Annotated in this window: 13 protein-coding genes; 3 read left to right on the top strand and 10 right to left on the bottom strand. The window is 63.9% G+C overall.

What is annotated here, in order from left to right:
• Positions 1 to 208: 208 nt before the first annotated feature.
• Entirely contained in the window at positions 209 to 1,306 is a 1,098-nt protein-coding gene (locus HBF24_RS10520; RefSeq protein ID WP_167172636.1) for a cytochrome C nitrite reductase, read from the bottom strand.
• Between the two features lie 337 nt (positions 1,307 to 1,643).
• The gene (locus HBF24_RS10515; protein WP_167172634.1) at positions 1,644 to 5,714 is read right to left on the bottom strand and encodes a CheR family methyltransferase; all 4,071 of its coding nucleotides are present in this window, start codon (positions 5,712 to 5,714) and stop codon (positions 1,644 to 1,646) included.
• Between the two features lie 438 nt (positions 5,715 to 6,152).
• Between HBF24_RS10515 and HBF24_RS10510 the strand changes: the two genes are divergently transcribed.
• Positions 6,153 to 6,785, top strand: coding sequence for a helix-turn-helix domain-containing protein (locus HBF24_RS10510; RefSeq protein WP_240922465.1), 633 nt, complete (start codon positions 6,153 to 6,155; stop codon positions 6,783 to 6,785).
• Here HBF24_RS10510 and HBF24_RS10505 read toward each other — a convergent pair.
• The 3 genes from HBF24_RS10505 to HBF24_RS10495 all read right to left on the bottom strand — a co-directional run bounded on the left by HBF24_RS10505 (position 6,774) and on the right by HBF24_RS10495 (position 10,205).
• On the bottom strand, positions 6,774 to 8,810 hold the full coding sequence (locus HBF24_RS10505) for an ATP-binding protein (protein WP_167172630.1): 2,037 nt from the start codon (positions 8,808 to 8,810) through the stop codon (positions 6,774 to 6,776). The genes HBF24_RS10510 and HBF24_RS10505 overlap by 12 nt on opposite strands.
• Positions 8,807 to 9,532 carry a response regulator transcription factor gene (locus HBF24_RS10500; protein ID WP_167172628.1) on the bottom strand — a complete coding sequence of 242 codons (726 nt, stop codon included), beginning with the start codon at positions 9,530 to 9,532 and terminating at the stop codon, positions 8,807 to 8,809. Before HBF24_RS10500 ends, HBF24_RS10505 begins: the two co-directional genes overlap by 4 nt.
• Before the next feature lie 76 nt (positions 9,533 to 9,608).
• Positions 9,609 to 10,205, bottom strand: a complete 597-nt coding sequence (locus HBF24_RS10495; RefSeq protein WP_167172626.1) for a host attachment protein — start codon at positions 10,203 to 10,205, stop codon at positions 9,609 to 9,611.
• 108 nt (positions 10,206 to 10,313) lie between these two features.
• Here HBF24_RS10495 and HBF24_RS10490 point away from each other — a divergent pair, with 108 nt between their 5' ends.
• Positions 10,314 to 10,760, top strand: coding sequence for an Hsp20/alpha crystallin family protein (locus HBF24_RS10490; protein WP_167172624.1), 447 nt, complete (start codon positions 10,314 to 10,316; stop codon positions 10,758 to 10,760).
• Positions 10,761 to 10,862: 102 nt separating this feature from the next.
• Here HBF24_RS10490 and glgX read toward each other — a convergent pair whose 3' ends face one another.
• The 3 genes from glgX to glgP are packed head-to-tail and all read right to left on the bottom strand — an operon-like array spanning position 10,863 to position 16,949.
• Positions 10,863 to 12,974 (bottom strand): glycogen debranching protein GlgX, encoded by a 2,112-nt coding sequence (gene glgX, locus HBF24_RS10485; protein ID WP_167172622.1) that lies wholly within the window; start codon positions 12,972 to 12,974, stop codon positions 10,863 to 10,865.
• Entirely contained in the window at positions 12,971 to 15,193 is a 2,223-nt protein-coding gene (gene glgB / locus HBF24_RS10480) for a 1,4-alpha-glucan branching protein GlgB (RefSeq protein WP_167172620.1), read from the bottom strand. Before glgB ends, glgX begins: the two co-directional genes overlap by 4 nt.
• Complete coding sequence (gene glgP / locus HBF24_RS10475; protein ID WP_167172618.1) at positions 15,174 to 16,949, bottom strand: alpha-glucan family phosphorylase; 1,776 nt, start codon at positions 16,947 to 16,949, stop codon at positions 15,174 to 15,176. The genes glgB and glgP overlap by 20 nt, the downstream gene beginning before the upstream one ends.
• 164 nt (positions 16,950 to 17,113) lie before the next feature.
• Between glgP and glgA the strand changes: the two genes are divergently transcribed.
• The gene (gene glgA / locus HBF24_RS10470) at positions 17,114 to 18,727 is read left to right on the top strand and encodes a glycogen synthase GlgA (protein WP_167172616.1); all 1,614 of its coding nucleotides are present in this window, start codon (positions 17,114 to 17,116) and stop codon (positions 18,725 to 18,727) included.
• A gap of 57 nt (positions 18,728 to 18,784) precedes the next feature.
• Here the strand turns inward: glgA and ftsH are convergent, their stop codons facing one another.
• Both ftsH and HBF24_RS10460 read right to left on the bottom strand, forming a co-directional pair.
• The gene (ftsH, locus tag HBF24_RS10465) at positions 18,785 to 20,662 is read right to left on the bottom strand and encodes an ATP-dependent zinc metalloprotease FtsH (protein ID WP_343162752.1); all 1,878 of its coding nucleotides are present in this window, start codon (positions 20,660 to 20,662) and stop codon (positions 18,785 to 18,787) included.
• 3 nt (positions 20,663 to 20,665) lie between these two features.
• Positions 20,666 to 21,166, bottom strand: coding sequence for a hypothetical protein (locus HBF24_RS10460; protein WP_167172614.1), 501 nt, complete (start codon positions 21,164 to 21,166; stop codon positions 20,666 to 20,668).
• Between the last annotated feature and the right edge of the window lie 2 nt (positions 21,167 to 21,168).

Here is a 21,168-nt window from a genome sequence, read left to right as displayed (position 1 = left end):
TAAGCGCAGGGGCCATGTTGATAACCGGTTTTCATCTCTGCATGCAGCGATACATCCAGGCACCGCTCATGCCCCGAAGAAGCAGGTAAAAGCATGCATTTCATGCTTGCCACGAAAATGCATGCGTATTTATCCGACCGTCTTTGCAATCCAGTGCAACGCGACGACATCGCTACGTCGCGATTGCAGAGCTCTCATGCCGAGAGCGTCAATGGGAAGTGGAGGGAGCAAACACTTTGATGCATCCAGAGGCGCAATCGGACGAGGCGCTGTTTTGGGCGACGGGAACGAAGACACGACCATTGCGGCTGTCAGCGGCCACCGAGTGCGCATGGGCTCCAGAGCGCAGGTTTTCCAGCCAGCGTGCATGAGTCGCGTCGACCACGCCCAAAGCGGGGCCCCCCTTGTTGGCCGCGGCGGCCAGGTAGTAGTGCTTGCTTCCGGGATCGAACCAGACCTCGTCGGAGCCGCCTACCTGATGCAGGGTGCTGACGATCTTGCGGGTCTTGAGATCGACAATGATGGATTTGGGGGCAAATCCGGCGCTGACCGCATCATCACTGCAGCCGACCAGTGCCTGATCATCCGGGCCCATCGCCAGTCCGGCAGGCATGCACCGGTTAAGGCGGATCATGCCTTCCAGCTTTCGGTTACGCGGATCGATGATGGCCACCGCGCCGAGTGCCTTTTGATGATTGAGCTCGGGAATGGAGACGTAGATCTTGCCGTCGACCGGGTTCCAGGCGGGCTGTTCCAGTCCCGCCGTGGCCTGTGGCAACGAGAGCTTGCCCAGAATGGTGTGGGTCTGTCCGCGCGTGGACACAAAGGTCAGAAAGGGCGGCGTGTCGTCATTGTTGGCCGCCACCACCATGTGCAGTGCCGGATCATAGGTAAGCTCATCGACGCGCTGGCTACCGCCCGTATGGATGGTCGAGGTGATCTTCATCGAGGCGATATTCACCCCACGAAGATTGCTGTGCCCGTCACCGGCCCAGAATTGGTGCTTGCCCACCGCGACCAGCCCATTGGGTCCTCCGGAGAAGCCTTTGGCTCGACCCATGAATCGGTCGGTGTCCGTGTTGAACAGGTCCACCGCGTGATTGGACCGATCAGAAAGGCCATAAGTGTGGCTGGGTTCGGAGACGGCACCGATATCGAAACTGCGCAGGGAGTTACCGGGAATGGAGATCGTATCGATGTGCTTGATCGTTCTGGCGTCATGCGCCGGCGCAGCGGCCTGAGCGCCGAGCATCGATATGCCCATCAAAAACGATACGGAAGCGGCTGCGAGCAGTGATTTTTTCACTTGCCTTTATCTCCTGTTGAACACGAAATGATTTCAATGGTCATGGCCGGCGGACTTTTACCCACGCCCGTATTTTCGGAATAGGTATGGCCGGAAATAGTCTCCCCGAGATGATTCGTGCGCGAGATAATTCGCAGCGGGAAGTGCCGTCGGGCCGTTGAGACAGGCGAGGATGATACGCGCCGTGGCGCGCACGGCATGCTTACAAAAGGTTGATCCAACCCTAAGCTTGTTTATCGCGTGGACGCTTGCCGCAGAGCGCATCTTGCGGTGCAAGACAGAAAAATTTATTCGGTTTAATCGCCATGATCCAAGCGATGGGCTGGCCTATGTGCGCCTATGCCGCATTCAGAGCGTGCCCGATGGCGTCTCCCAGCGCCTGGCGGGTATACGGCTTGGTCAGCACCTGGATATGGCGCAGATCCGCAAGCATGCCGTGCGCGACATCAGTGCTGTAGCCGGTGGTGAGGATGACCTTTACCGCCGGTCTTTCCCTCCCGATCCAGCGCGCCAGGTCGATGCCCGACATCTGGCCCGGCATGACTATGTCGCTGAGTACCAGACGTATTTGCGTTTGTGCCGTCAATTTTTCGATGGCCTGTTCGGCGTTACGTGCCTCCTGCACGGCATAACCCAGGGTTTGCAGCAGCTGTCTGGCCACTTCGCTGACGGTGTCATCATCCTCGACGATCAGTATCAGTTCGCCACGTCCACGGGGCGGCTCCGTGGCGTGATCGTTGAACACAGTCACCTCGTGGCGCGCCGGGTTGGCCCTGGGAAGGTAGAGGCGCACGCAGGTCCCTTGGCCCGGTTCGCTGGTGAGCTCAAGATAGCCGCGCGCCTGTTTCACGAAGCTGTGCACGCTGAACAAGCCCAATCCCGCGCCAAGATCGTTTTCCTTGGTCGAGAAAAAGGCCTCGGTGGCCCGGGACAGCGTTTCCTTGCTCATGCCGGTGCCCGAATCGGTCACCTCCAGGCAAACGTAGTCTCCGGGCCGGGTGGCTCTTCCATGCGCCGCTTCGCCGGCATCCAGTGTGACGTTGCGTGTGCGAATGACGATGCAGCCGCCGTGCGTCATGGCATCGCGGGCGTTGAGCGCAAGATTGAGCAGGGCGCTGTCGATTTCCATCGGGTCGACATAGGTAGGCCAAAGATCGTCGTCCAGCCGCGTGCAAAGCACGATCGGCTCGCCCAGGGCACGTTCGAGCAGCGCAGTCAGGTCATTGATGCGATGGTTGATGTCGATGTGCTGCGGCGCGTAGTGGTGTTTGCCGGCAAGGGACAGCAGCCGCTTGTTGAAGCTCGCACCCAGCTGCGCGGCCTTGGCGGCCTGTTCCACCCAGCGACGAATCGCCTGATCGCGGATATGTTCTTCGGCCAGTTCGAGGTTGGCCACGATCACTGTCAACAGGTTGTTGAAGTCGTGTGCTATACCGCCCGCCATGCGACCGACGATTTCCATGCGATTGGCGCGGGCCAGCTCTTCCCGGGCGCGATGAAGCTGCGTTACGTCGCTGGCGGTACCGAACCATTCGATGATGGCGCCACGTTCATCCAGCAACGGAACGGCGCGAGAAAGGGTCCAGCCCAGAGAGCCGTCCGGTCGCTTGACGCGGTGCTCGAGCTGGAAGGTACTTTTGTCTCTGATGGCCTGGTCTATGGCCATGCGTACCATCGATCGGTCGTCCGGGGCGATATACGTCTCAAGCCAGCTGGCATTGGGCGCCGGCGTGTCGGCCAGGAAGCCACGTCCGTTCAGTTCACGCATCTGGGTCCAGTCCGGGCTCATGCGATAGATCGCGTAGGAGGTGGCGATAAGCAGCGCGCGAAAGCGCGATTCGCTTTCCTGCAGCGCTTTTCTTGCCTGATGGAGCTCAGTCACATCCATCAGGCTGATGGCCACGCCTTCGCCTTCGCCCAGTGGACAGGGGCGCATCCGAAGCAGCAGTCGTTGTCCCGAAGTGGTATCGACCTCGCGCTGCAGGCCATCGCGCTGGCCAAGCACTTGTCGTATGTCCTTGATCAAGGACGCGTACGGCACGTGATGGGGAACATCGGCGATCGACTTGCCCACCGCGTCGGTGGTGAGATCGAACATCTGTGTCATTGCCGGCGTGAACAGCCGGATATGCAACTGCGCGTCGACAAAAAGTGCTCCGCCCTCCATGGTCTGCATGAGGTTGTTCAGATGCGCATTCGATTGGGTGAGGCGGGCCACCTTGAGCTTCAGCTCGTTATTGAGCGTTTGCAGTTCCTGATTCAGCGACTGAAGCTCGGTGTGGTCGGCCTGCCATGCGTCGTGGGCAAGGCGGTAGTCCTGTCGAGCCAACTGCAGGGCGTCTTGCGTGGCCTTCAGTTCATCGCGAGTGGTTTCCTGGTGGCGCTGGCTGAAGCGCAGTTGTTTGCGCACCCGCTCCAATTGCACGCGTAGCGAGTGGCGACGGCGCTGATTTGGGTTGCTTTCTGCACCAGGCTCTGCCGCCGGCGGCGTGTCCAGAAACGTGATCAGCACCTGCACATCCGAGCGATCGGACCGAATCGGCTGCGCATGCAACACCAGTCGTTGCCAGGCGCCCGCGCAGGGGTTGTCGACAGGCTCGCTGAGATAAGGACATGGGTGCAGCAAGGCCGCGTCCAGTGCGCACTCCAGCGCCGGACGAAGCGGGGGCGCGATCTGCTCGATGAGGTTGACGCCGGGGGAGAGCGAGGAGGTGTCAAGAAAGCGGGCCATGGCGCCGTAAAACCCCAGCACCTGCCGTCGCTTGTCGACCAGCACGCCGGGCGGCGCCAACCGCGTGATGGCCGGCGGGCTTTTCCGGCCGGCACCAGCAAGCGGCGGACGGGACGATAGCGGGTACGTCGGGGGGACGCCATCAGGGTGCGGCGGCTCGTTCGAATCCGATGCCCGACGTGCCTGATAGATGCGGTGCGTGGCATCGATCACGCGATATGCTTCAGGGGTGCGCTCGGTGCTGTCCGTGGGGCCCAGGAACAGGTAGCCCTCGTCATTGAGAGCCCAACGCAGTGTCGTCAGCACGCGCTCTTGTGCATCCGGGGCCAGGTGGACCAGCAGGTTGCGGCAGGAAATCAGGTCCAGGTGTGAAAAAGGCGGATCACCGAGCAGGTTGTGCCGGGCAAATATCACCTGGTCACGGATGGATGGCGCGACACGGAAATGGTCGCCTTCGCGAGTGAAGAACCGTTCCAGGCGCTGCGCAGACACGTGCCGTTGGATAGTTCGCGGGTAGCGGCCCTGGCGGGCGGCGTTGAGCACACGGGTGTCCAGATCGGTGGCGAATATCTGGAAATCGCACGGGCTCGCTCCCGGGACGTGGGCCTCCTGCATCAGCATGGCCAGCGAATAGGCCTCCTCGCCCGTGGCGCAGCCCGGCACCCAGAATCGAATCGTCCGCCCGGCCGGTGTTGCGGACGCCAGCGGCTCGATGACCTGTGTCTGCAGCGCCTGAAAGGCGCTCGGGTCACGAAAGAACGCGGTGACCGAGGCCAGAAGATCGCCATGCAGTGCCCGCGTTTCCGCGTCATGCTCGCGCAAGTGGCCCACATACGCCTGCATGCTGCGGAAGTGCCCAAGTTGCATGCGACGGTGCACGCAGCGCAGAAGGGTGGAGTGCTCGCAGGTGGAAAAGTCATCACCGGACTGCTGCTGCAGGTGGGCCACGATGGCGCGCAGGGCGGTGTCCATGGTGGTGAAAATAGCCTGCTCGGCCTCCGGGCGCGTACGTTTCCGGTGCCTTGCATGGCCAAGGCGATGACTCAGCGCCGCCGCCAGTCGTTCCGCCGGCGCAACCACATCCACGCATCCGCTGGCGATCGCGTTCCGAGGCATCGATGCATACGCCGCCTCGACCGGTTCCTGTACCAGGGTCATGCCGCCCTGGGCCTTGATCGCGCGGATGCCCTGGGTACCGTCCGTGCCTTCGCCCGAGAACAGCACCGCGAAACCGCCGGGGTGCATCGCCGCTACGGCCTGAAATACATCGTCGATGGGACGGTGAAGTTTCGATTCGTCTGCGGACGCGGATGTGTCCTCGTGTCCATCAGCGCACGGCATGTCACGGCCGGGCAGCAGCACATAGATATGGTTGGCGTGAAGATGCCCAAGCGACGAGGTCTCCGTGACCGGCATCGGGGTGTATCTGGCAAGCGTCGGCACCAGCTCACTGGGCGGACACGAGTCAAGTGGGCAGGTCACCACAAAGGCGGCGCCAAGGTCGGCGCGAAGATGACGGAGCCAGATCGTGAGGGGAGCCAGTCCACCCGCTGCGCCGCCGACGGCGACCACTGGGCGGTCTGGCTCGGGCGCTGACGGGGAGGTACGTTTGGCGGGATCTGGTGTCATTTGCACACTTTCATCCAGGGCTTGGCGGCCGGCTTCCAAGCCCTGCATCGCTTGTCCCTGTGCCCCTGGTTTCAGGGGGCAAGCGCCGCTCGCGTGAAGGCGGGGTTTGCGGTCCGCGTGCCGCCTGGCATCAATGGCGCGTGCACCTTACCCCGGGCCTCGGAGCCCCCGGACGAATAGCATCGCACCTGGCCGACAACGGCTTGGATACAAGGTACAAGGCGTGGCCGACACACCCAACATACGATAAGCAAGCCTTGTGCATGAAATGTGGGTGGGCCTGTTACATACCGTTACATCGCGTCACCGTTCGGTGAGGACAGGCCATGACATGGCTGGGCAAGCTGGATGTCCCAGCGAGAGGTGCCCATTATGACCCTAGTGCAATCTTCTCACGCGACGAACCCGTCTCCGGCCCTGGCCGGTGTGGCGTGGCAGCGAACATCAGTGGGACGCTGTCTGCAGGCGGTAGCATCGCAGGTGTCCATGCAGGTCAGTCGGCTGGAGAAGGGTCAATACCTTGTTCGCGCCGGCGATGCCTTCCGCTCCCTCTATCTGCTGTCCAGCGGCTCGGCCAAGGCCTTCCGCGTCGGTTATGACGGCCGCGAACAAGTCACCCGCTTTTATCTGGCCGAAGACCTCCTGGGACTGGACGCGATGAACCGGGATGTCCATCCCACCTTCATCCGGGCGCTTGAGTACAGCGTGGTGGTAGAAGTGCCGCTGCGCCAGCTGGAGCAGCTCGGCGTGGATACGCAGGGCCTGCAACGCGAACTCATCCGTCAGCTGGCACGAGAGGTCGAGCGTGATCAGGCCGCCATGCTGCTGCTGGGCTCGACGTCGGCCGAAGAGCGCATCGCGTCGTTTGTGCTTGATCTTTCCAGACGTCATGCCAGTCGGGGCCATTCGGGGGTCGAGTACGTCTTGCGCATGACCCGCGAAGACATCGCCAGCTACCTGGGCGTGAAGCTGGAGACCGTCAGCCGTGGCCTTAGCCGGTTCCATCGCGCCGGTGTGCTTGAGGTACGCGGGCGCCACATCACCATTACCGACCGGGCCCGACTGGGCACCTTCGCGGCATGGGACGCGGATATTGAGCAGCGCCGCTCAGTGGCCTGAAGGACCGATCGCCTTGCGCAAGGCGGCTCCCAGCTGGGCACGGGTATAGGGCTTGGCAAGCAGGTCGATCTGTTCGGCCTGAATGCCGTGGCGCTGCAACGCCGGGCGTGCATAGCCTGACGTGAACAGTACCGGGATGTGGGGATACGTCCGGCGCAGCGCCTGTCGAAGGTCCAGACCATTGCCTTCGCGTCCGATCAGGATGTCACTGAGCACCAGGGCGATGTCCTGGTGCTCGTGCAGTTGCTGCAACGCTTCCGGGACGGAGCCGGCGGTCAGTACCCGGTAATCGAGGCTTTCGGTCATGGCCTGCGCGGTATCTCGCACCGCGGCGTCGTCCTCGACGATCAATATGCATTCGCCATGGCCGATGGCTTCGCGATGATCTTCGTGAGCCGGTGCCGTGGCCATTACCTGCGTGGCTACGGGAATATACAGCGTTACCCGGGTGCCATCGTCCGGAATGCTCTCAAGCGCGATGTATCCGCCGATCTGTGTGATCAGCGAGCTGGCCAGGCTCAACCCGAGTCCGGTGCCTTCCCCTGCCGGCTTGGTGGAGAAGAACGGCTCGAAGGCGCGACGTGCCGTCTCATGGTTCATCCCATATCCGGTATCCACCACCTCGACGACGACAAAGCGTCCGCCCTGGAAGGTGCTGGAGGCCTGGTGGGCGGGGCGCTCACTTATGGTGGCATCGCGCAATCGGATGTCGACAATGCCACCGTCGGGCATGGCATCGCGTGCGTTGGTGGTGAGATTGACCAGGCAGGCATCCAGCACGGTCGGGTCCACGCTCACGGCGGGCAGTCCGGGCGTCATGTCCAGGCGGATATCGATGCGCTTGCCCACCATTCTTTGCAGCATCGGCACGATGTCCTCCACCAGTGGCTCGATGGCCTGCGTTTGCACGCGTGGGGGACGCTTGCGGGCGAACATCAGCAACCGCTTGGTCAGTTCGCCGCCTCGCCGCGTTGCACGCAGCGCGGTATCAATCAGCTGCAGGCAGTCGGCACGCTCGCTCAAACGGTCACCAAGAATCTCGAGGTTTCCCGAAATAATGTTTAGCAAGTTGTTGAAATCGTGAGCGACCCCTCCGCTGAGCTGGCCCAGTGCTTCCATCTTTGATGCCAGCAAGAGCAGCTGGTCGGCGCGTCGCCGGGCGAATACCCCAGCCAGGAGGTGGGTCACGCTCTGTGCCAGGTACACCTGGTCACGGGTGAACAGCGTACGGCTTGGCAGGCTTATGCACAGCGCGCCGACCATCTTGCGCTGGTAACGCAACGACATCATCAGCAACGCCTCGTCGGCATGCTGATGCAGGCGAGCGGCAACGGGCGGCAGGCCTTGTTCAAGCGCGTGCATTTCATCATTGAAAAGCGCGGCCACATCCGGCTCGGCGGATATCTCCTGCCATTGCGCAGGTGCCTGGTCGAGGGTGTCACGGATCGCGCGCAGACGCACCGGCAGGGTCTCATCGTCGATCTCGTACAGACGAATGCGTGATGCCGAAAACAATTCGTGCAGCGCACGCACCGCATCGCGCGTGCACGATTCCAGCGAATCTTCGCGCAGTGCCTGTTCCCAGAGGGAAATCAACGTTTCCTGGCTCTGCAAGCGAACCTGGATATCCTGCGCCCGGTGTTGCAGGCTGGCGTCGCGAATGGAGGCGATGACACAGGCCTGACCGTCGATCCGGACCGGACTCAGACTGATTTCCACCGGAAGCTCATGGCCGTCGGCGTGGCGCGCCCAAAGACGCAGACCACTACCCATCGGGCGCCTGTGTGGTGCCCTGGCATATTCCTGACGGTGCCTGCGATGGGCCTGCGCGCGTTGCTCGGGTACCAACCGCTCCACCGGCTGACCTTCGATATCCTCGCCGTAGCCAAGCAGCTCGCGTGCTGGCAGGTTGAAGCAACGGATAAGCCCTTCTTGATCGACGATCAGCATGGCGTCGGGGGCGGCGTCGAGTACCGGTCGCAGGGTGGACATGGCCGCGAAGGCCGAGGCCGGAGGCGGATTCACGGTGATCTCTTGACGGTGGGAGCGAACCAGTAGCCGCTGCCACGCACGGTCTTTATCAATCTGGGCTGGGCCGGATCATCCCCCAGTTTCCGGCGCAGGCGAGTGATCTGCATGTCCACGCTGCGGTCGAATGGTCCGGCATCGCGTCCATGCAGCCATTCCAGCAACTGGTCGCGCGACAGAATGCGATGAGGATGACTCAGCAGCAGTTCCAGCAGGTGCAGTTCACCCGACGTCAGCGCCACCTCCAGGCCATCTGCGTTCATTAGCCGGCGCCGGTCTGGCTGAAATACAAACTGATCAAATTCCAGTGTCACGGCGACGACATCGGCGACATGGGGGCGTACCCGGCGCAACACCGTGCGTACGCGTGCGTACAGCTCGGCCAACTCGAACGGCTTGGTGACGTAGTCGTCGGCGCCCAGTTCCAGGGCCACCACCTTGTCGGCGGTGGTATCTCTGCCGCTGATGATGATCAACGGAAGGCTGGAGTTCTTGCGAATGTCCAGGGCGAGGTCAATGCCATTCTCGCTGCCCAGGCCCAGGTCGAGCAGGATCAGGTCGGGGTGCTCGTCGCGCAGGATGCGGTGCAGGTCGCGGCTGTTGGCGCCGCCCAGCACATTCATCTGGCGGGTGCTGAAGTAGCTGTCGATCATGGTGATGACATCGGTCTCGTCATCCACGACGACGATGAGCGGGACTGAGTCCGGATCTTTTCGCATCGTGCCGGCGCCTCCATCGGTCTCCGTTTCGATGATGCCATTCCCTGCATAAGACGGCGACGGCCCATGGAGGTACTCAGTCCAGGTCAGCCGATGGCCTGCTGATCAGTGCCTGGATGACGTCAATGGTGTCTCGTGTCATGTCCCGATTGATCTCGTGGACCAGTTGAGCCCGGAGCGGAGGCTGCATGCACTGGCGAAGCCGGCCCAGGAAACGCGGCGTGGCGATCAGCACCAGATGCTGGAAGTGATGATGCACGCGTCCGTCCTCCAGCACCGAGACCAGTTGGTGTGCAAAGCGGTCGGCGAGCTTGACCGCGGGCTCGGTATGCGGCTCGATGGCGTGGCGGGCCGCCCCCGTGCTGTCAATGGTGCGCGGCGGGCGATTTTCTCCTCGTGAGCTTTGCCCGATACGCCCATCGGGATTGAGGAAATCGCCGATTTCGGTGATGTCGCGCTGCTGCTCGTCGAACTCCAGCAGGCGGGCCCGCACGCGACTGGCCACAAGCACCCAGGTCTTCATCGATCGCTTCCTGGACTGAGTGTTGAAGATCGCTGCCGCCGACGTCCGTCGGCGGCCAGCGCCCGATGCATCCCAGCCTTGATACCCCCGGTTCGCCATGGACAACAGCATACGCAGCCGTACGCAGAACATGTTGATGTGCATCAACATTGCCGATGCAGGCAGGACGCTAGATAGCACCTTGAGAGGCGTGTCGGGCAGTCAGTGCCGTCACGCCGCTGGTGTTCCCAAGTTCCCTCACTGCAAAGGAGACCGGCCATGGCCATCCCATCACTCTGGAACCCGCTGCGCTCACTGTCACGCGTGGACTTGAACAGCGATTTCGAGGACATGTTCCGCAACCTCGGTGCGCGTCCCTGGAAGTACGAACGTGACCTGGCGCCCGAACTGCGCATGGATGTCACCGAAAGCGACAAGGCGTACTTGGTCTCGGTGGAAACCCCGGGCGTGCGCAAGGAGGACATCGACGTCGCCGTCGATGGCAATCGCGTCACCATTACCGTCGAGACCAAGCGTCAGCGCGAGAAGAAAAAGGACGAGGAAGAAGTACTCACGGAACGCTACTACGGCAAGTCGTATCGAAGCTTCACCCTGCCCAGTGACGTGGACGAAGAGCACACCGAGGCCCACTACGAGAACGGCACCCTGCAATTGATGCTGCCCAAGAAGGCCACATCGCGCTCGCGCCGTATCGATATTCGTTGAACCAGGCGGGGCCGGCGCCACTCGTTGTCAGTGGCGTCGGCTGGCCGCGCCTCGGCCTTGCCGCAGGTCGCTCGGTCCGAAGGCCGGGTTGTCGTTGTCGCATCAAAGCCTGCAGGCAGGCGAGACCAGCACGCGTAGCGCGATGCCGGGAAGCACCATGGACTGGCCGGTGACATACACAGGAAACTCATCGGCGACCGTTTCCCGGGTGCTGTCCAGCACGCAGACCCAGGCGCCACCGCCCGGGCTGGGTGGCACCTGGACTGCGCGCGTGTCGGTGCCGGGCTGCATGATCAGCCAGATCCAGCTTTCGGCAGCGTCGCTTGCCTGTTTGTCGCAGATCAGGGCCATCAATGCCATGTCGGCGTGGCGATCCCAGTCCTGGCGCGAAAACGGGCGTCCATCGGTGCGTAGCCAGAGGATGTCCCGCGCACCACTGTCGTCGATCTGCCCGGTGAAGAAGCCGCTGCCGTGCAGGGCAGCGAAACGGCGGCGCAGGCTCAGCGCCCGCGTCACGAAGCCGCGCAGGTCGCGTCGGGTATCGCCACGTGCCGACCAGTCGATCCATGTCAGCCGATTGTCCTGGCAGTAGGCGTTGTTGTTGCCGTCCTGGGTGTGAGAGAGCTCATCGCCGGCCAGTAGCATCGGCACCCCGCGTGCCAGCAGTACACTGCCCAGCAGGGCGCGGCGGCGCCGGCGTCGCAAGATGCCAATGCCGGGATCGGCGGTGTCGCCTTCGACGCCGCCGTGGCTGCTCCAGTTGGGTTCGTGGCCATCGCGGTTTTGCTCGCCGTTGGCCCAGTTGTGCTTGTGTTGGTAGGCGGTCAGGTCGGCCAGCGTGAAGCCATCATGCGACGTGATCAGGTTAATGCCGGCCAGTGGTGTTCGCGCCATCGCGAACAGGTCGGCCGATCCGGACAGGCGCGTCGCCCATTCGCCGGTGGTGTGCGGGTCGCCGCGCCAGAACCGGCGGGCGCTGTCACGAAAGCGGTCGTTCCACTGCGCCACCGGCGCGGGAAACCGGCCCAGTGCCTGCCCACCCGGACCCAAGTCCCAGGGCTCGGCAATCCACTTCAGTGGGCGCAGCAGCTCGTCCTTGCCAATGGCATCGAACAGCGGCGCGTGGGTCTGGAAACGCCCGCTACGATCACGCATCAACGCTGATGCCAGATCCAGGCGAAAGCCATCCACGCCCAGCCTGGCCCAGTAGCGCAGTGCGGCAAGCACCCACTCCAGTACCGCCGGTTGCGACAGGTCCAGCGTGTTTCCGCAGCCGGAGTAGTTGACGTAGCTTTCAGGGTGGTCTGGATCGAGCCGGTAGTACAACGCGTTGTCCAGCCCGCGCAGCGTCAGCGTGGGTCCGTAGGCATCGCTTTCGGCGGTGTGGTTGAACACCACGTCGACAATCAGCTCCAGTCCCGCCTCATGCAGGCGATCGAGCACTGCCGCGAAGCTCGCAGGTCCCGTGCCGGCCAGATAGGGGGCATGCAAGGCCAGCGGTGCCAATGGATTGTAGCCCCAGTAGTTGCGCAGCCCCTGGCTAACCAGCCGCTGCTCGTCGATGAAGGCGGCCAGCGGCAGCAGTTCCAGCGTGGTGATACCCAGTCCGCGCAGATAGTCGGTGACGACCGGCAGCGCCAGTGCTTCGAGCTTGCCGCGCAGGGGCGTGGGTACCTGCGGATGGCGCATGGTGTATCCACGCGCGTGCAGTTCGTAGATCACGGTGTCGGCCCATGGCACCCCGGGTCGTGGCGTACGTGATGGTTCGGCGCTGAATGGGGAGACTCGGCAGCGCGGCACGAAAGGGGCGCTGTCGCGGCTGTCGATGGCATCGGCGTCGTTGCAGTGCCTGTCCTGGTAGCCGAACACGGCCGGGTTCCAGACAAAGCGTCCTTCAAGTGCGGTGGCGTGGGGATCGATCAACAGCTTGTGCGGATTGAACCGATGTCCGCGCCCCGGTTGGTACGGACCATACGCGCGATAGCCGTAGAGAAGGCCGGGACCTGCATCGGCCAGATAGCCGTACCAGAGATCCCCCTCGCGCTCTGGCATGGGCAGGCGCGCCGTTTCCCGGCCACTTTGCGCATCGAAAAGGCATAGCTCAATGCGCTCGGCGTGACGTGACACCACGCCGAAACGCAGGCCATCGTCCAGCGGCTCGACACCCGGGCGCACGCTGTCACCGAGGCCACCGGTCAGTGCGGGGGTCTTCACGTGGACTCCGCAGGCGCCTCGAACACCACACAGGCCAGCGGTGGCAGCGTCAGCACCAGCGAGCAGGGCAGGCCATGCGCAGGTTGCGGTTGGGCATCGACGCCGCCGAGGTTGCCCATGCCGCTGCCGCCGTAGTCGCTGGCATCGGTGTTGAGAATCTCCCGATAGCGGCCACAGGACACCGCGCCGATGCGGTAGTCCGTGCGTGGCACCGGGGTAAAGTTGCATACCACCACCAGGGATTTGCAGGACTGGTCGTCGAGGCGGCGGTAGGCCAGCACGCTCTGTTCGTGGTCGCTGCAATCGATCCAGGCAAAACCCCGTCCATCGCCATCATGCAGGTACAGGGCAGGGCGTTCGCGATACAGCCGGTTGAGATCGCGCACCAGCTGCTGCACGCCGGCGTGATCGGCCCACTGCAGGCACGCCCAGTCCAGCTCGGCGTCATGATTCCATTCGCCGTCCTGGGCAAACTCGCTGCCCATGAACAATAACTTGCGTCCGGGCTGGGTGTACTGGAAGGCCAGGTAGAGGCGCACGTTGGCCATACGCTGCCACATGTCGCCGGGCATGCGGCCTTGCAGCGAGCCCTTGCCGTGGACCACCTCGTCGTGAGACACCGGCAGGATGAACTGCTCGCTGTAGGCGTACAGCAGGCCGAAGGTCAGCTGGTCGTGATGAAAACGCCGGTGTACCGGGTCGTGGCGCATGTAGCCAAGCGTGTCGTTCATCCAGCCCATGTTCCATTTGTAGTCGAAACCCAGCCCGCCCAGATGGGTCGGCCGGGTCACGCCGGGCCATGCAGTGGATTCCTCGGCGATGGTGATCACCCCGTCAGGGGCCTGTTCGCGCAGCACATCGTTGAACCGGCGCAGGAAATCCACCGCATCCAGGTTTTCGCGCCCACCGTGGCGGTTGCTGATCCATTCCCCTTGCGCGCGGTCATAGTCCAGATAGAGCATCGAGGCCACGGCATCCACGCGCAGGCCGTCCAGGTGGTAGTGGCGTAGCCAGTGCAGCGCCCCGGCGATGAGGAAGTTGGCCACCTCGTGGCGACCGAAGTTGTAGACCAGCGTGCCCCAGCCCTGGTGATAGCCCATTCGTGGATCGGCATGCTCGTAAAGGCAAGTGCCATCAAAGCGCGCCAGGCCGTGTTCATCGGCGGGGAAATGCGCCGGCACCCAGTCCAGCAACACGCCGATGCCGGCGACGTGGCAGCGATCGACAAAACGCCGGAACGCATCCGGAGCGCCCCAGCGTGCGCTGGGTGCCAGCAGGCCGGTGGGCTGGTAGCCCCAAGAGCCGGTGAACGGGTGCTCGTTTACCGGCAGCAGCTCGATATGCGTGAAGCCCATCTCCAGCACGTAGGGAATCAGCGCATCGGCCAGTTCGTCGAACTGATACTGGTGCCCGTCCGGGTGGCGCCGCCAGGAGCCGACGTGCACCTCGTAAATGGCCAGCGGGGCCTGTGTCGACTGACGCTGCTGTCGCGAGCGCATCCAGTCGGCATCGTGCCATTCTTCTGCCAGATCGGCCCAGACGCGGGAGGCAGTCGCCGGGGGCAACTCGCAGGCGAACGCCCACGGATCGGATTTCAGTATGACCTGGCCATCGGCGGTTCGAAGTTCGTACTTGTACAGGGCGCCCAGCGCCACGTCGGGAATGAACAATTCCCACATGCCGCATTCGGGGCGTAGCCGCATCGGATGCACGTGGCCATCCCAGGCGTTGAAGGTGCCCACCACGCTGACCCGTTGGGCGTTGGGCGCCCAGACCACGAAGCTCACCCCGTCGACACGATCCAGACGCCCTGGATGCGCACCCAGCCGGCTGGCCGCGTGCCAGTGCCGACCTTCGGCCAGCAGATAGCAGTCCAGCTCGCCGAGCAGGGGAGCGAAAGCGTAGGCGTCTTCCAGATCCCGGATCACCTCGCCGTCGTCCACGCGCAGCCGGTAGGGAAAACGGCCCTCCGGTGCCGCCAGAGCGCCGGCGAAGACATCGTCGCGCACGCGTCGCAGCGCCCCGCGGGACTTGCCGGTGTCGCGCTCGATCACTTCCACAGTGCGCGCGCCCGGTCGTATGCAGCGCACCACCACCTGTGGCGATCCGGGCCGCACGTGCATGCCCAGCACGGCAAACGGATCGCTGTGCGTGGCCGTCAGCAGCCGTTCGAGATCGGCCGGATCGATGGCCGGCGGATCAGAAGGGCGGCGGCGCATGCGTAGATACTTCCCAGGACGGACGGCGCGCGATATAGGCTTCGGCGGCATAGCGGCGCATCATGCGATGGGCATTGAAGGTACTGCCGATCTTGCTGATCGCCTGCTTCATCATCCAGATCCAGCGCGGGCGATCCTGGTAGTACATCGGCAGCACGGCCCGTTCCAGCTTGTCGTAAAGCGCATCGGCGCTGGCGCCGGCGTGATTGCCGATCGACCAGCCGGTCACGCCCTCGATATGGGCCTCGATCCACCAGCCGTCGAGCACGCTGAGGTTGAGTACGCCATTGAGCCCGGCCTTCATGCCGCTGGTGCCCGAGGCTTCCATGGGTGGCTCCGGCGTGTTGACCCATACATCGGCGCCGGCGATCACCGTACGGGCGATGCTGAGGTCATAGTTGGGCAGGAACGCCATGCGTATTTCCGGCGCCAGCGCGCGGATCATGCTGTGGATGGAATGGATCAGTTCCTTGGCGGGCTGATCATTGGGATGCGCCTTGCCGGCCAGTACCAGCTGAAAGGGATAGCGTGCGTGGATGGCCTGCAGTCGCGCCAGATCAGAGAAGATCAGCTCGGGACGCTTGTAGGCGGTGAAGCGGCGTGCGAAGCCCAGGATAGGTACGTCCAGGGCCAGCTTCTGCCGCGATACGCGCTGCACCAGCTCCAGCAGGTGCCCCTTGGCCTGCTGGTGCGCCTGCCAGACCAGGTCATCGGGCAATTGATCGAAGCGCTGCATGACTTCGGGCGAATAGCCCCACTTCAGCGAATGGCGATTGAACACCTCGGCGAACGCCGGGTGCGCCCACTGCGGCGCATGCACGCCGTTGGTGATGGCGCGAATGTCGTAGCCGGGGAACATGCGCGTGGTGACCTCGGCATGACGTACCGCCACGCCATTGATGTAGCCGCTCAGGTTCAGCGCCAGCCGGGTCATATTCAGCTGATCCGAGCCGGCCAGCTGACGCACCTGATCGAGCTCGATATAACCTTGCAGAAGGTGTCCGACCAGCTCGTAGGAAAAGGTGTCGTGGCCGGCCTCGATGGGCGTGTGCGTGGTGAACACGCAGGCCTGGCGCACCTCCGCCACGTCCAGTTTCAACTCGCCCGGCGCCACTTGGTCCAGCGGGCGTGGATAACGGCGCAAAAGGTCCAGCGCAAGCAGTGCCGCGTGGCCTTCGTTCATGTGGTAGCGGTCGATGTGGAATCCCAGCGCCTGCAACAGGCGCAGGCCGCCAATGCCCAATACCACTTCCTGCTTGAAGCGGTAGGTCATGTCGCCGCCATAAAGCGTGTCGGTGATGGTCTGGTCGTCGGCGTGGTTCTCCGGCAGAGCCGTATCCAGCAGCAGTACCGGCACGGTGCGCCCGATGGCACTGCCCAGTGGATACAGCCAGGGCCGGATCCAGACCTCGCGTCCGCCGATGATCACGGCCACCTTGGCCCGAAGCGGCGTGGCGTAGTCGGCCGGCTTCCAGGGGTCGGCACGGTCCACCTGGCGACCATCCTCGTCAATGGCCTGCTGCAGGTAGCCCTGCCGGCTGACCAGGGTCACGAACACCATCGGCAGTGAGAGGTCGGCGGCGGCGCGGGCGGTATCGCCGGCCAGCACGCCCAGGCCGCCGCTGTAGGTGTGGATCTCGGCGCGCAGTGCGATCTCCATCGAAAAGTAGGCCACGCGCGTGTGCCCCAGATACGGGCCGATGGTGGCCTCCGAACCGATGTAGGGCGCGGCCGGGCGGTTGACTTGCTCGGACATGTAAGCGTTCTCTTCATTGCACGGCGGGTGACAGCGAACTGCCGCCAGGTGCCTGCTCATCATGGTGCGTTGGCCGGCTCCGGCAATGTTGATATTGATCAAGGTGTTTGTGGGCGCGGGCGATAGCGTCGAGAACGTCGCTGTCGTTCTTCGAGTGGTCGCTCATGTCTGCGAATGTCTCAACATCGGTCGACGCACCCACCGTGCTGGACCCGCACGCGGTGCACGTGCTCTTCGTCGCCTCGGAAATCTATCCGCTGGCCAAGACCGGGGGGCTGGCCGATGTCTGCGCGGCGCTGCCGCAGGCGCTTTGTGCGCAAGGCCTGGACGTGCAGCTGATGATGCCGGCCTATCCCGATGCGCTCTATCAGCTGGTGGCGCCGCGGCCCGTGGTGGATCTGGGCGAGGTGTTGCCCGGCGCGCGCGTACGTCTGATCCATGGCCACATGCCCGATTCGGGGCTGCCGACGTGGTTGGTCGACTGTCCGTCGCTGTACCGGCGCCCGGGCACGCCGTACCGGGATCCTGACGGTCGCGACTGGCCCGACAACGCGCGACGTTATGGCGTGCTTTGCCATGCCGCGGCGCGCATGGCGCTCAATCGCTGCGGGCTGGCCTGGGTTCCGCATGTAGTGCATTGCCACGACTGGCACACCGGCTTGTTGCCACTGCTGCTGCAACTGGGGGGCGGACCACGGCCAAGCAGCGTTTTCACCATTCACAATGCCGCCTTCCAGGGCAACTATCCGCTGGCCACCTTGGCCAAACTGGGGTTGCCCGAACATCTGGCCAGTGCCGAGGGCATCGAGTTTTTTGGTCAGATGTCATTTCTCAAGGCCGGCATCCGCTATGCCGACAAGGTGACCACGGTCAGCCCCACCTACGCCCGCGAGTTATGCACGCCGGAGTTCGGCTTTGGCATGGAGGGCCTGCTCAACGCGCGTCGCGACGATCTGCACGGCATCATCAACGGCATCGACGATCAGCTGTGGAACCCGCAGGCCGATCCATACCTGCCGTTCCGGTATCGCGCCACCGAACTGGGTGGCAAACGCGGCTGCAAGCGGGTGCTGCAGGACATGCTGGGTCTGGACCCTGATCCGATGGCACCGCTGGCGGTGTCGGTCAGTCGTCTCACCCAGCAAAAGATGGCCGATATCGTGTTGCAGCAGCTGCCGGTGCTGCTGCAGCGCCATTCGCGGCTGCAGTTCGCTTTGCACGGCAATGGTGATCGCGAGATCGAGAGCGGCCTGATGGCGATGGCCGCGCAATGGCCGGGGCGTGTGGCGGTGCGTATCGGCTACAGCGAGGCCCTGGCGCACCGTCTGCACGCCGGTGCGGATCTGTTGCTGCATCCCTCGCGCTTCGAGCCCTGCGGCCTGGCGCAGATGTACGCCATGCGCTATGGCACGGTGCCCGTGGTGCGTCGCGTGGGTGGCCTGGCCGACAGCGTGGTGGATACCAGCCAGGGTGCGGGCAGGGCGACCGGCTTCGTGTTCGATGCGGCCAATGGCGCCGCCTTCGTCGATGCTGTCGAGCGCGGTCTGGGCACCTTTTACGCACAGCCGGACAGTTGGTCGGCGCTGCAGCGTGGCGGCATGCACGCTGACTTCAGCTGGCGTACGCCGGCGCAGGCCTACATGCAGCTGTATGCACAGCTGCTTGGCGTGGTGCTGATGGAGCGCGATCAGGCCGGAAGTGGGCCGAATCTGCCTTCACTGATCCGCCATCTGGCCCGGCCGCGCTGGCGCGAGACGGCCTCGCGGCAGGCTTCCTAGGCGCCGCGCATCGGCGATGGCGGTGGCGACGGCGATGCCTGCCGGTCGACGAGGGGCTTAAAGGCGCGCGGCCGGCGTGGTGCTGGTGACAGCACCGCCACGCTGGGGTACCGGCAACGCCTCGCGCCTGAGCGCCTGAATGTCATCGCCTGACAGCGTCTCGTGCTGTAGCAACTGGGCGGTGGCGCGTTCAAGCAGCGGGCGCTGTTCGGTAAGAATCTGCCGGGCGCGCCTGAAAGCCTGGTCGATCAGGTCACGTACGCTGCGATCGATGCTGGCGGCGGTGGATTCGGCGTAGCTGCGAGGGCGCCAGTCAACAGGTGTGGCTGGCCCCAGCATGGGCGCCGGATCCGTTTCGTAGCTGACCTGGCCCAGGTCTTCGCTCATGCCAAACCGGGTGACCATGCTGCGTGCAATCTCGGTGGCCTTGGCCAGATCGTCGGCGGCGCCGGTGGAGACCTCGTCAAAGCACAGCGTTTCGGCGGCACGACCGCCCAGCAGCACCGTCATGCGGTCAACCAGCTCACCGCGCGCCATCAGGAAACGGTCCTCGGTCGGACGCTGAATGGTGTAGCCGAGCGCGCTGATGCCGCGCGGAATAATGGAAATCTTCTGCACCGGATCGGCGCCGGGCAAGGCCATCGCCACCAGCGCATGGCCAATCTCGTGATGGGCCACCACCTGACGCTCGTGGGGACTGAGCACGCGGCTTTTCTTCTCAAGCCCGGCCACGATGCGTTCCAGTGCCGACTGCAGATCATCCATGGTCACGGCTTCGGCGCCACGGCGGGTCGCCAGCAGGGCCGCTTCATTGGCCAGGTTGGCAAGGTCGGCGCCGGTCAGTCCGGTCGTCAGCGCGGCCAGCTCATCGATCTTCACGCCATCGGCCAGATGGATCTTTTTCAGATGCACGCGCAGTATCGCCTCGCGGCCGGCCTTGTCGGGACGATCAACCAGAATCTGGCGATCAAAGCGTCCGGCGCGCAGCAGTGCCGGATCCAGAATTTCTGGACGGTTGGTGGCACCCAGCAGCACCACGCCACTGCTGGGGTCGAAGCCATCCAGCTCGGTCAGCAATTGATTGAGGGTCTGCTCCTTCTCGTCATGGCCTCCGCCGGGAAGAAAGGCCCCCCGTGCCCGTCCCAGCGCATCCAGCTCGTCGATGAAAATGATGCACGGTGCCTGCTGGCGAGCCTGCTCGAACAGATCGCGCACCCGCGCCGCGCCGACACCGACAAACATCTCGACAAATTCCGAGCCGCTGATGGAAAAGAACGGCACCCCGGCCTCACCGGCCACGGCCCGTGCCAGCAGGGTCTTGCCGGTCCCTGGCGGTCCCACCAGCAGCACGCCCTTGGGCACATGCGCACCGAGCCGGCCATAACTGCCCGGATCACGCAGAAAGGCGATGATTTCCTTGAGTTCCTCCTTGGCCTCGTCGACACCGGCGACATCGGCAAACGTGGTGCCGATGCGCTTTTCCATGAACACCTTGGCCTTGCTCTTGCCTACGGCCATCAGCCCGCCGCCACTGCCGGCGCCGGTCAGCCGCCGCGCCATCCAGAACCACACGCCGAAGAAAATCGCCATCGGCAGCAGCCAGCCAAGCGTCCGCCCCAGCTGGCCCTGATCTGGTTGCGCTGAATAGGTCACCTTGGCCGAGCTGAGCAGTCGGGCCATGTCCGGGTCCACCGGCACCGTGCGAAAGCGCAACGGCCGGCCGTTGGTGTCGGTTTTCCGGTAGGTGCCGTCGATGCGCTCGGAGCCAATCTCGACCGAGGCGATCTCGCCGTCCTTCAACTGCTGCCGGAACTGGCTGAATGGGATGGACTTCACTTCGCCACCGCCGGTCAGCAGGCCCTGCAGCGCCACCCACATCAGAAGGACTACCAAGGCGTACCACAGATAAATGTTCCAGCGCCGGTTCACGTCGATCCGTTACCGTGGCTGGCTGCGCGAGGCAAAGGAGCGGACGCTGCCTAGAAATGCCTGCAACGCCTGCGCATGCTCAGGCGGGGCCAGGTGTTTGGCGTCCACGGCCAGCGTCGCCACCATGTTCTGGCCACTGAGCTGCTCGATGTCGTGGAAAGCGCGCTCGGCAGAGCTGCCCCCCAGGCTGCAGAAGCAGGCGAGGTTGGAGCACTGCGCGCCATAGTCCCGGGCGAAACGACGTACCGGAGCGGCCATGCGCCCGGCCCATACCGGACCGCCCAGCACCACCACGCGGTAGGGTGTCAATGCCGTGGAGGGCGCCACGATGGGGGTAAGGCGTCCCCCAATGGCATCAAATAGCGCCCGTGTCACGCCGTACAGTCCACGCCGCCTGCGCGGCTCGTGAATGTCGATCAGTGGTGCATCCAGGGCCTCGGCAATTTCGCCGGCCAGCGTGCGCGTGTGTCCGGTCATGGAATAACAGATGACGATGGCGTCGGTATGCATGG

Source organism: Oleiagrimonas sp. C23AA (genome assembly GCF_011759385.1).
Lineage (GTDB): Bacteria > Pseudomonadota > Gammaproteobacteria > Xanthomonadales > Rhodanobacteraceae > Oleiagrimonas.
The sequence above is the reverse complement of the archived record's forward strand: the minus strand, read 5'-3'. Positions and strand labels throughout refer to the sequence as shown.

What these genes read in the sequence shown, in the direction of transcription:
- HBF24_RS10490 (WP_167172624.1), top strand. Translation starts at nt 10,314, where the DNA reads ATGGCCATCCCATCACTCTGGAACCCGCTGCGCTCACTGTCACGCGTG.
- glgB (WP_167172620.1), bottom strand. Translation starts at nt 15,193, where the DNA reads ATGCGCCGCCGCCCTTCTGATCCGCCGGCCATCGATCCGGCCGATCTC.
- HBF24_RS10510 (WP_240922465.1), top strand. Translation starts at nt 6,153, where the DNA reads ATGCAGGTCAGTCGGCTGGAGAAGGGTCAATACCTTGTTCGCGCCGGC.
- HBF24_RS10495 (WP_167172626.1), bottom strand. Translation starts at nt 10,205, where the DNA reads ATGTTGATGCACATCAACATGTTCTGCGTACGGCTGCGTATGCTGTTG.
- glgA (WP_167172616.1), top strand. Translation starts at nt 17,114, where the DNA reads ATGTCTGCGAATGTCTCAACATCGGTCGACGCACCCACCGTGCTGGAC.
- HBF24_RS10460 (WP_167172614.1), bottom strand. Translation starts at nt 21,166, where the DNA reads ATGCATACCGACGCCATCGTCATCTGTTATTCCATGACCGGACACACG.
- HBF24_RS10515 (WP_167172634.1), bottom strand. Translation starts at nt 5,714, where the DNA reads ATGCAGGGCTTGGAAGCCGGCCGCCAAGCCCTGGATGAAAGTGTGCAA.
- glgP (WP_167172618.1), bottom strand. Translation starts at nt 16,949, where the DNA reads ATGTCCGAGCAAGTCAACCGCCCGGCCGCGCCCTACATCGGTTCGGAG.
- HBF24_RS10500 (WP_167172628.1), bottom strand. Translation starts at nt 9,532, where the DNA reads ATGCGAAAAGATCCGGACTCAGTCCCGCTCATCGTCGTCGTGGATGAC.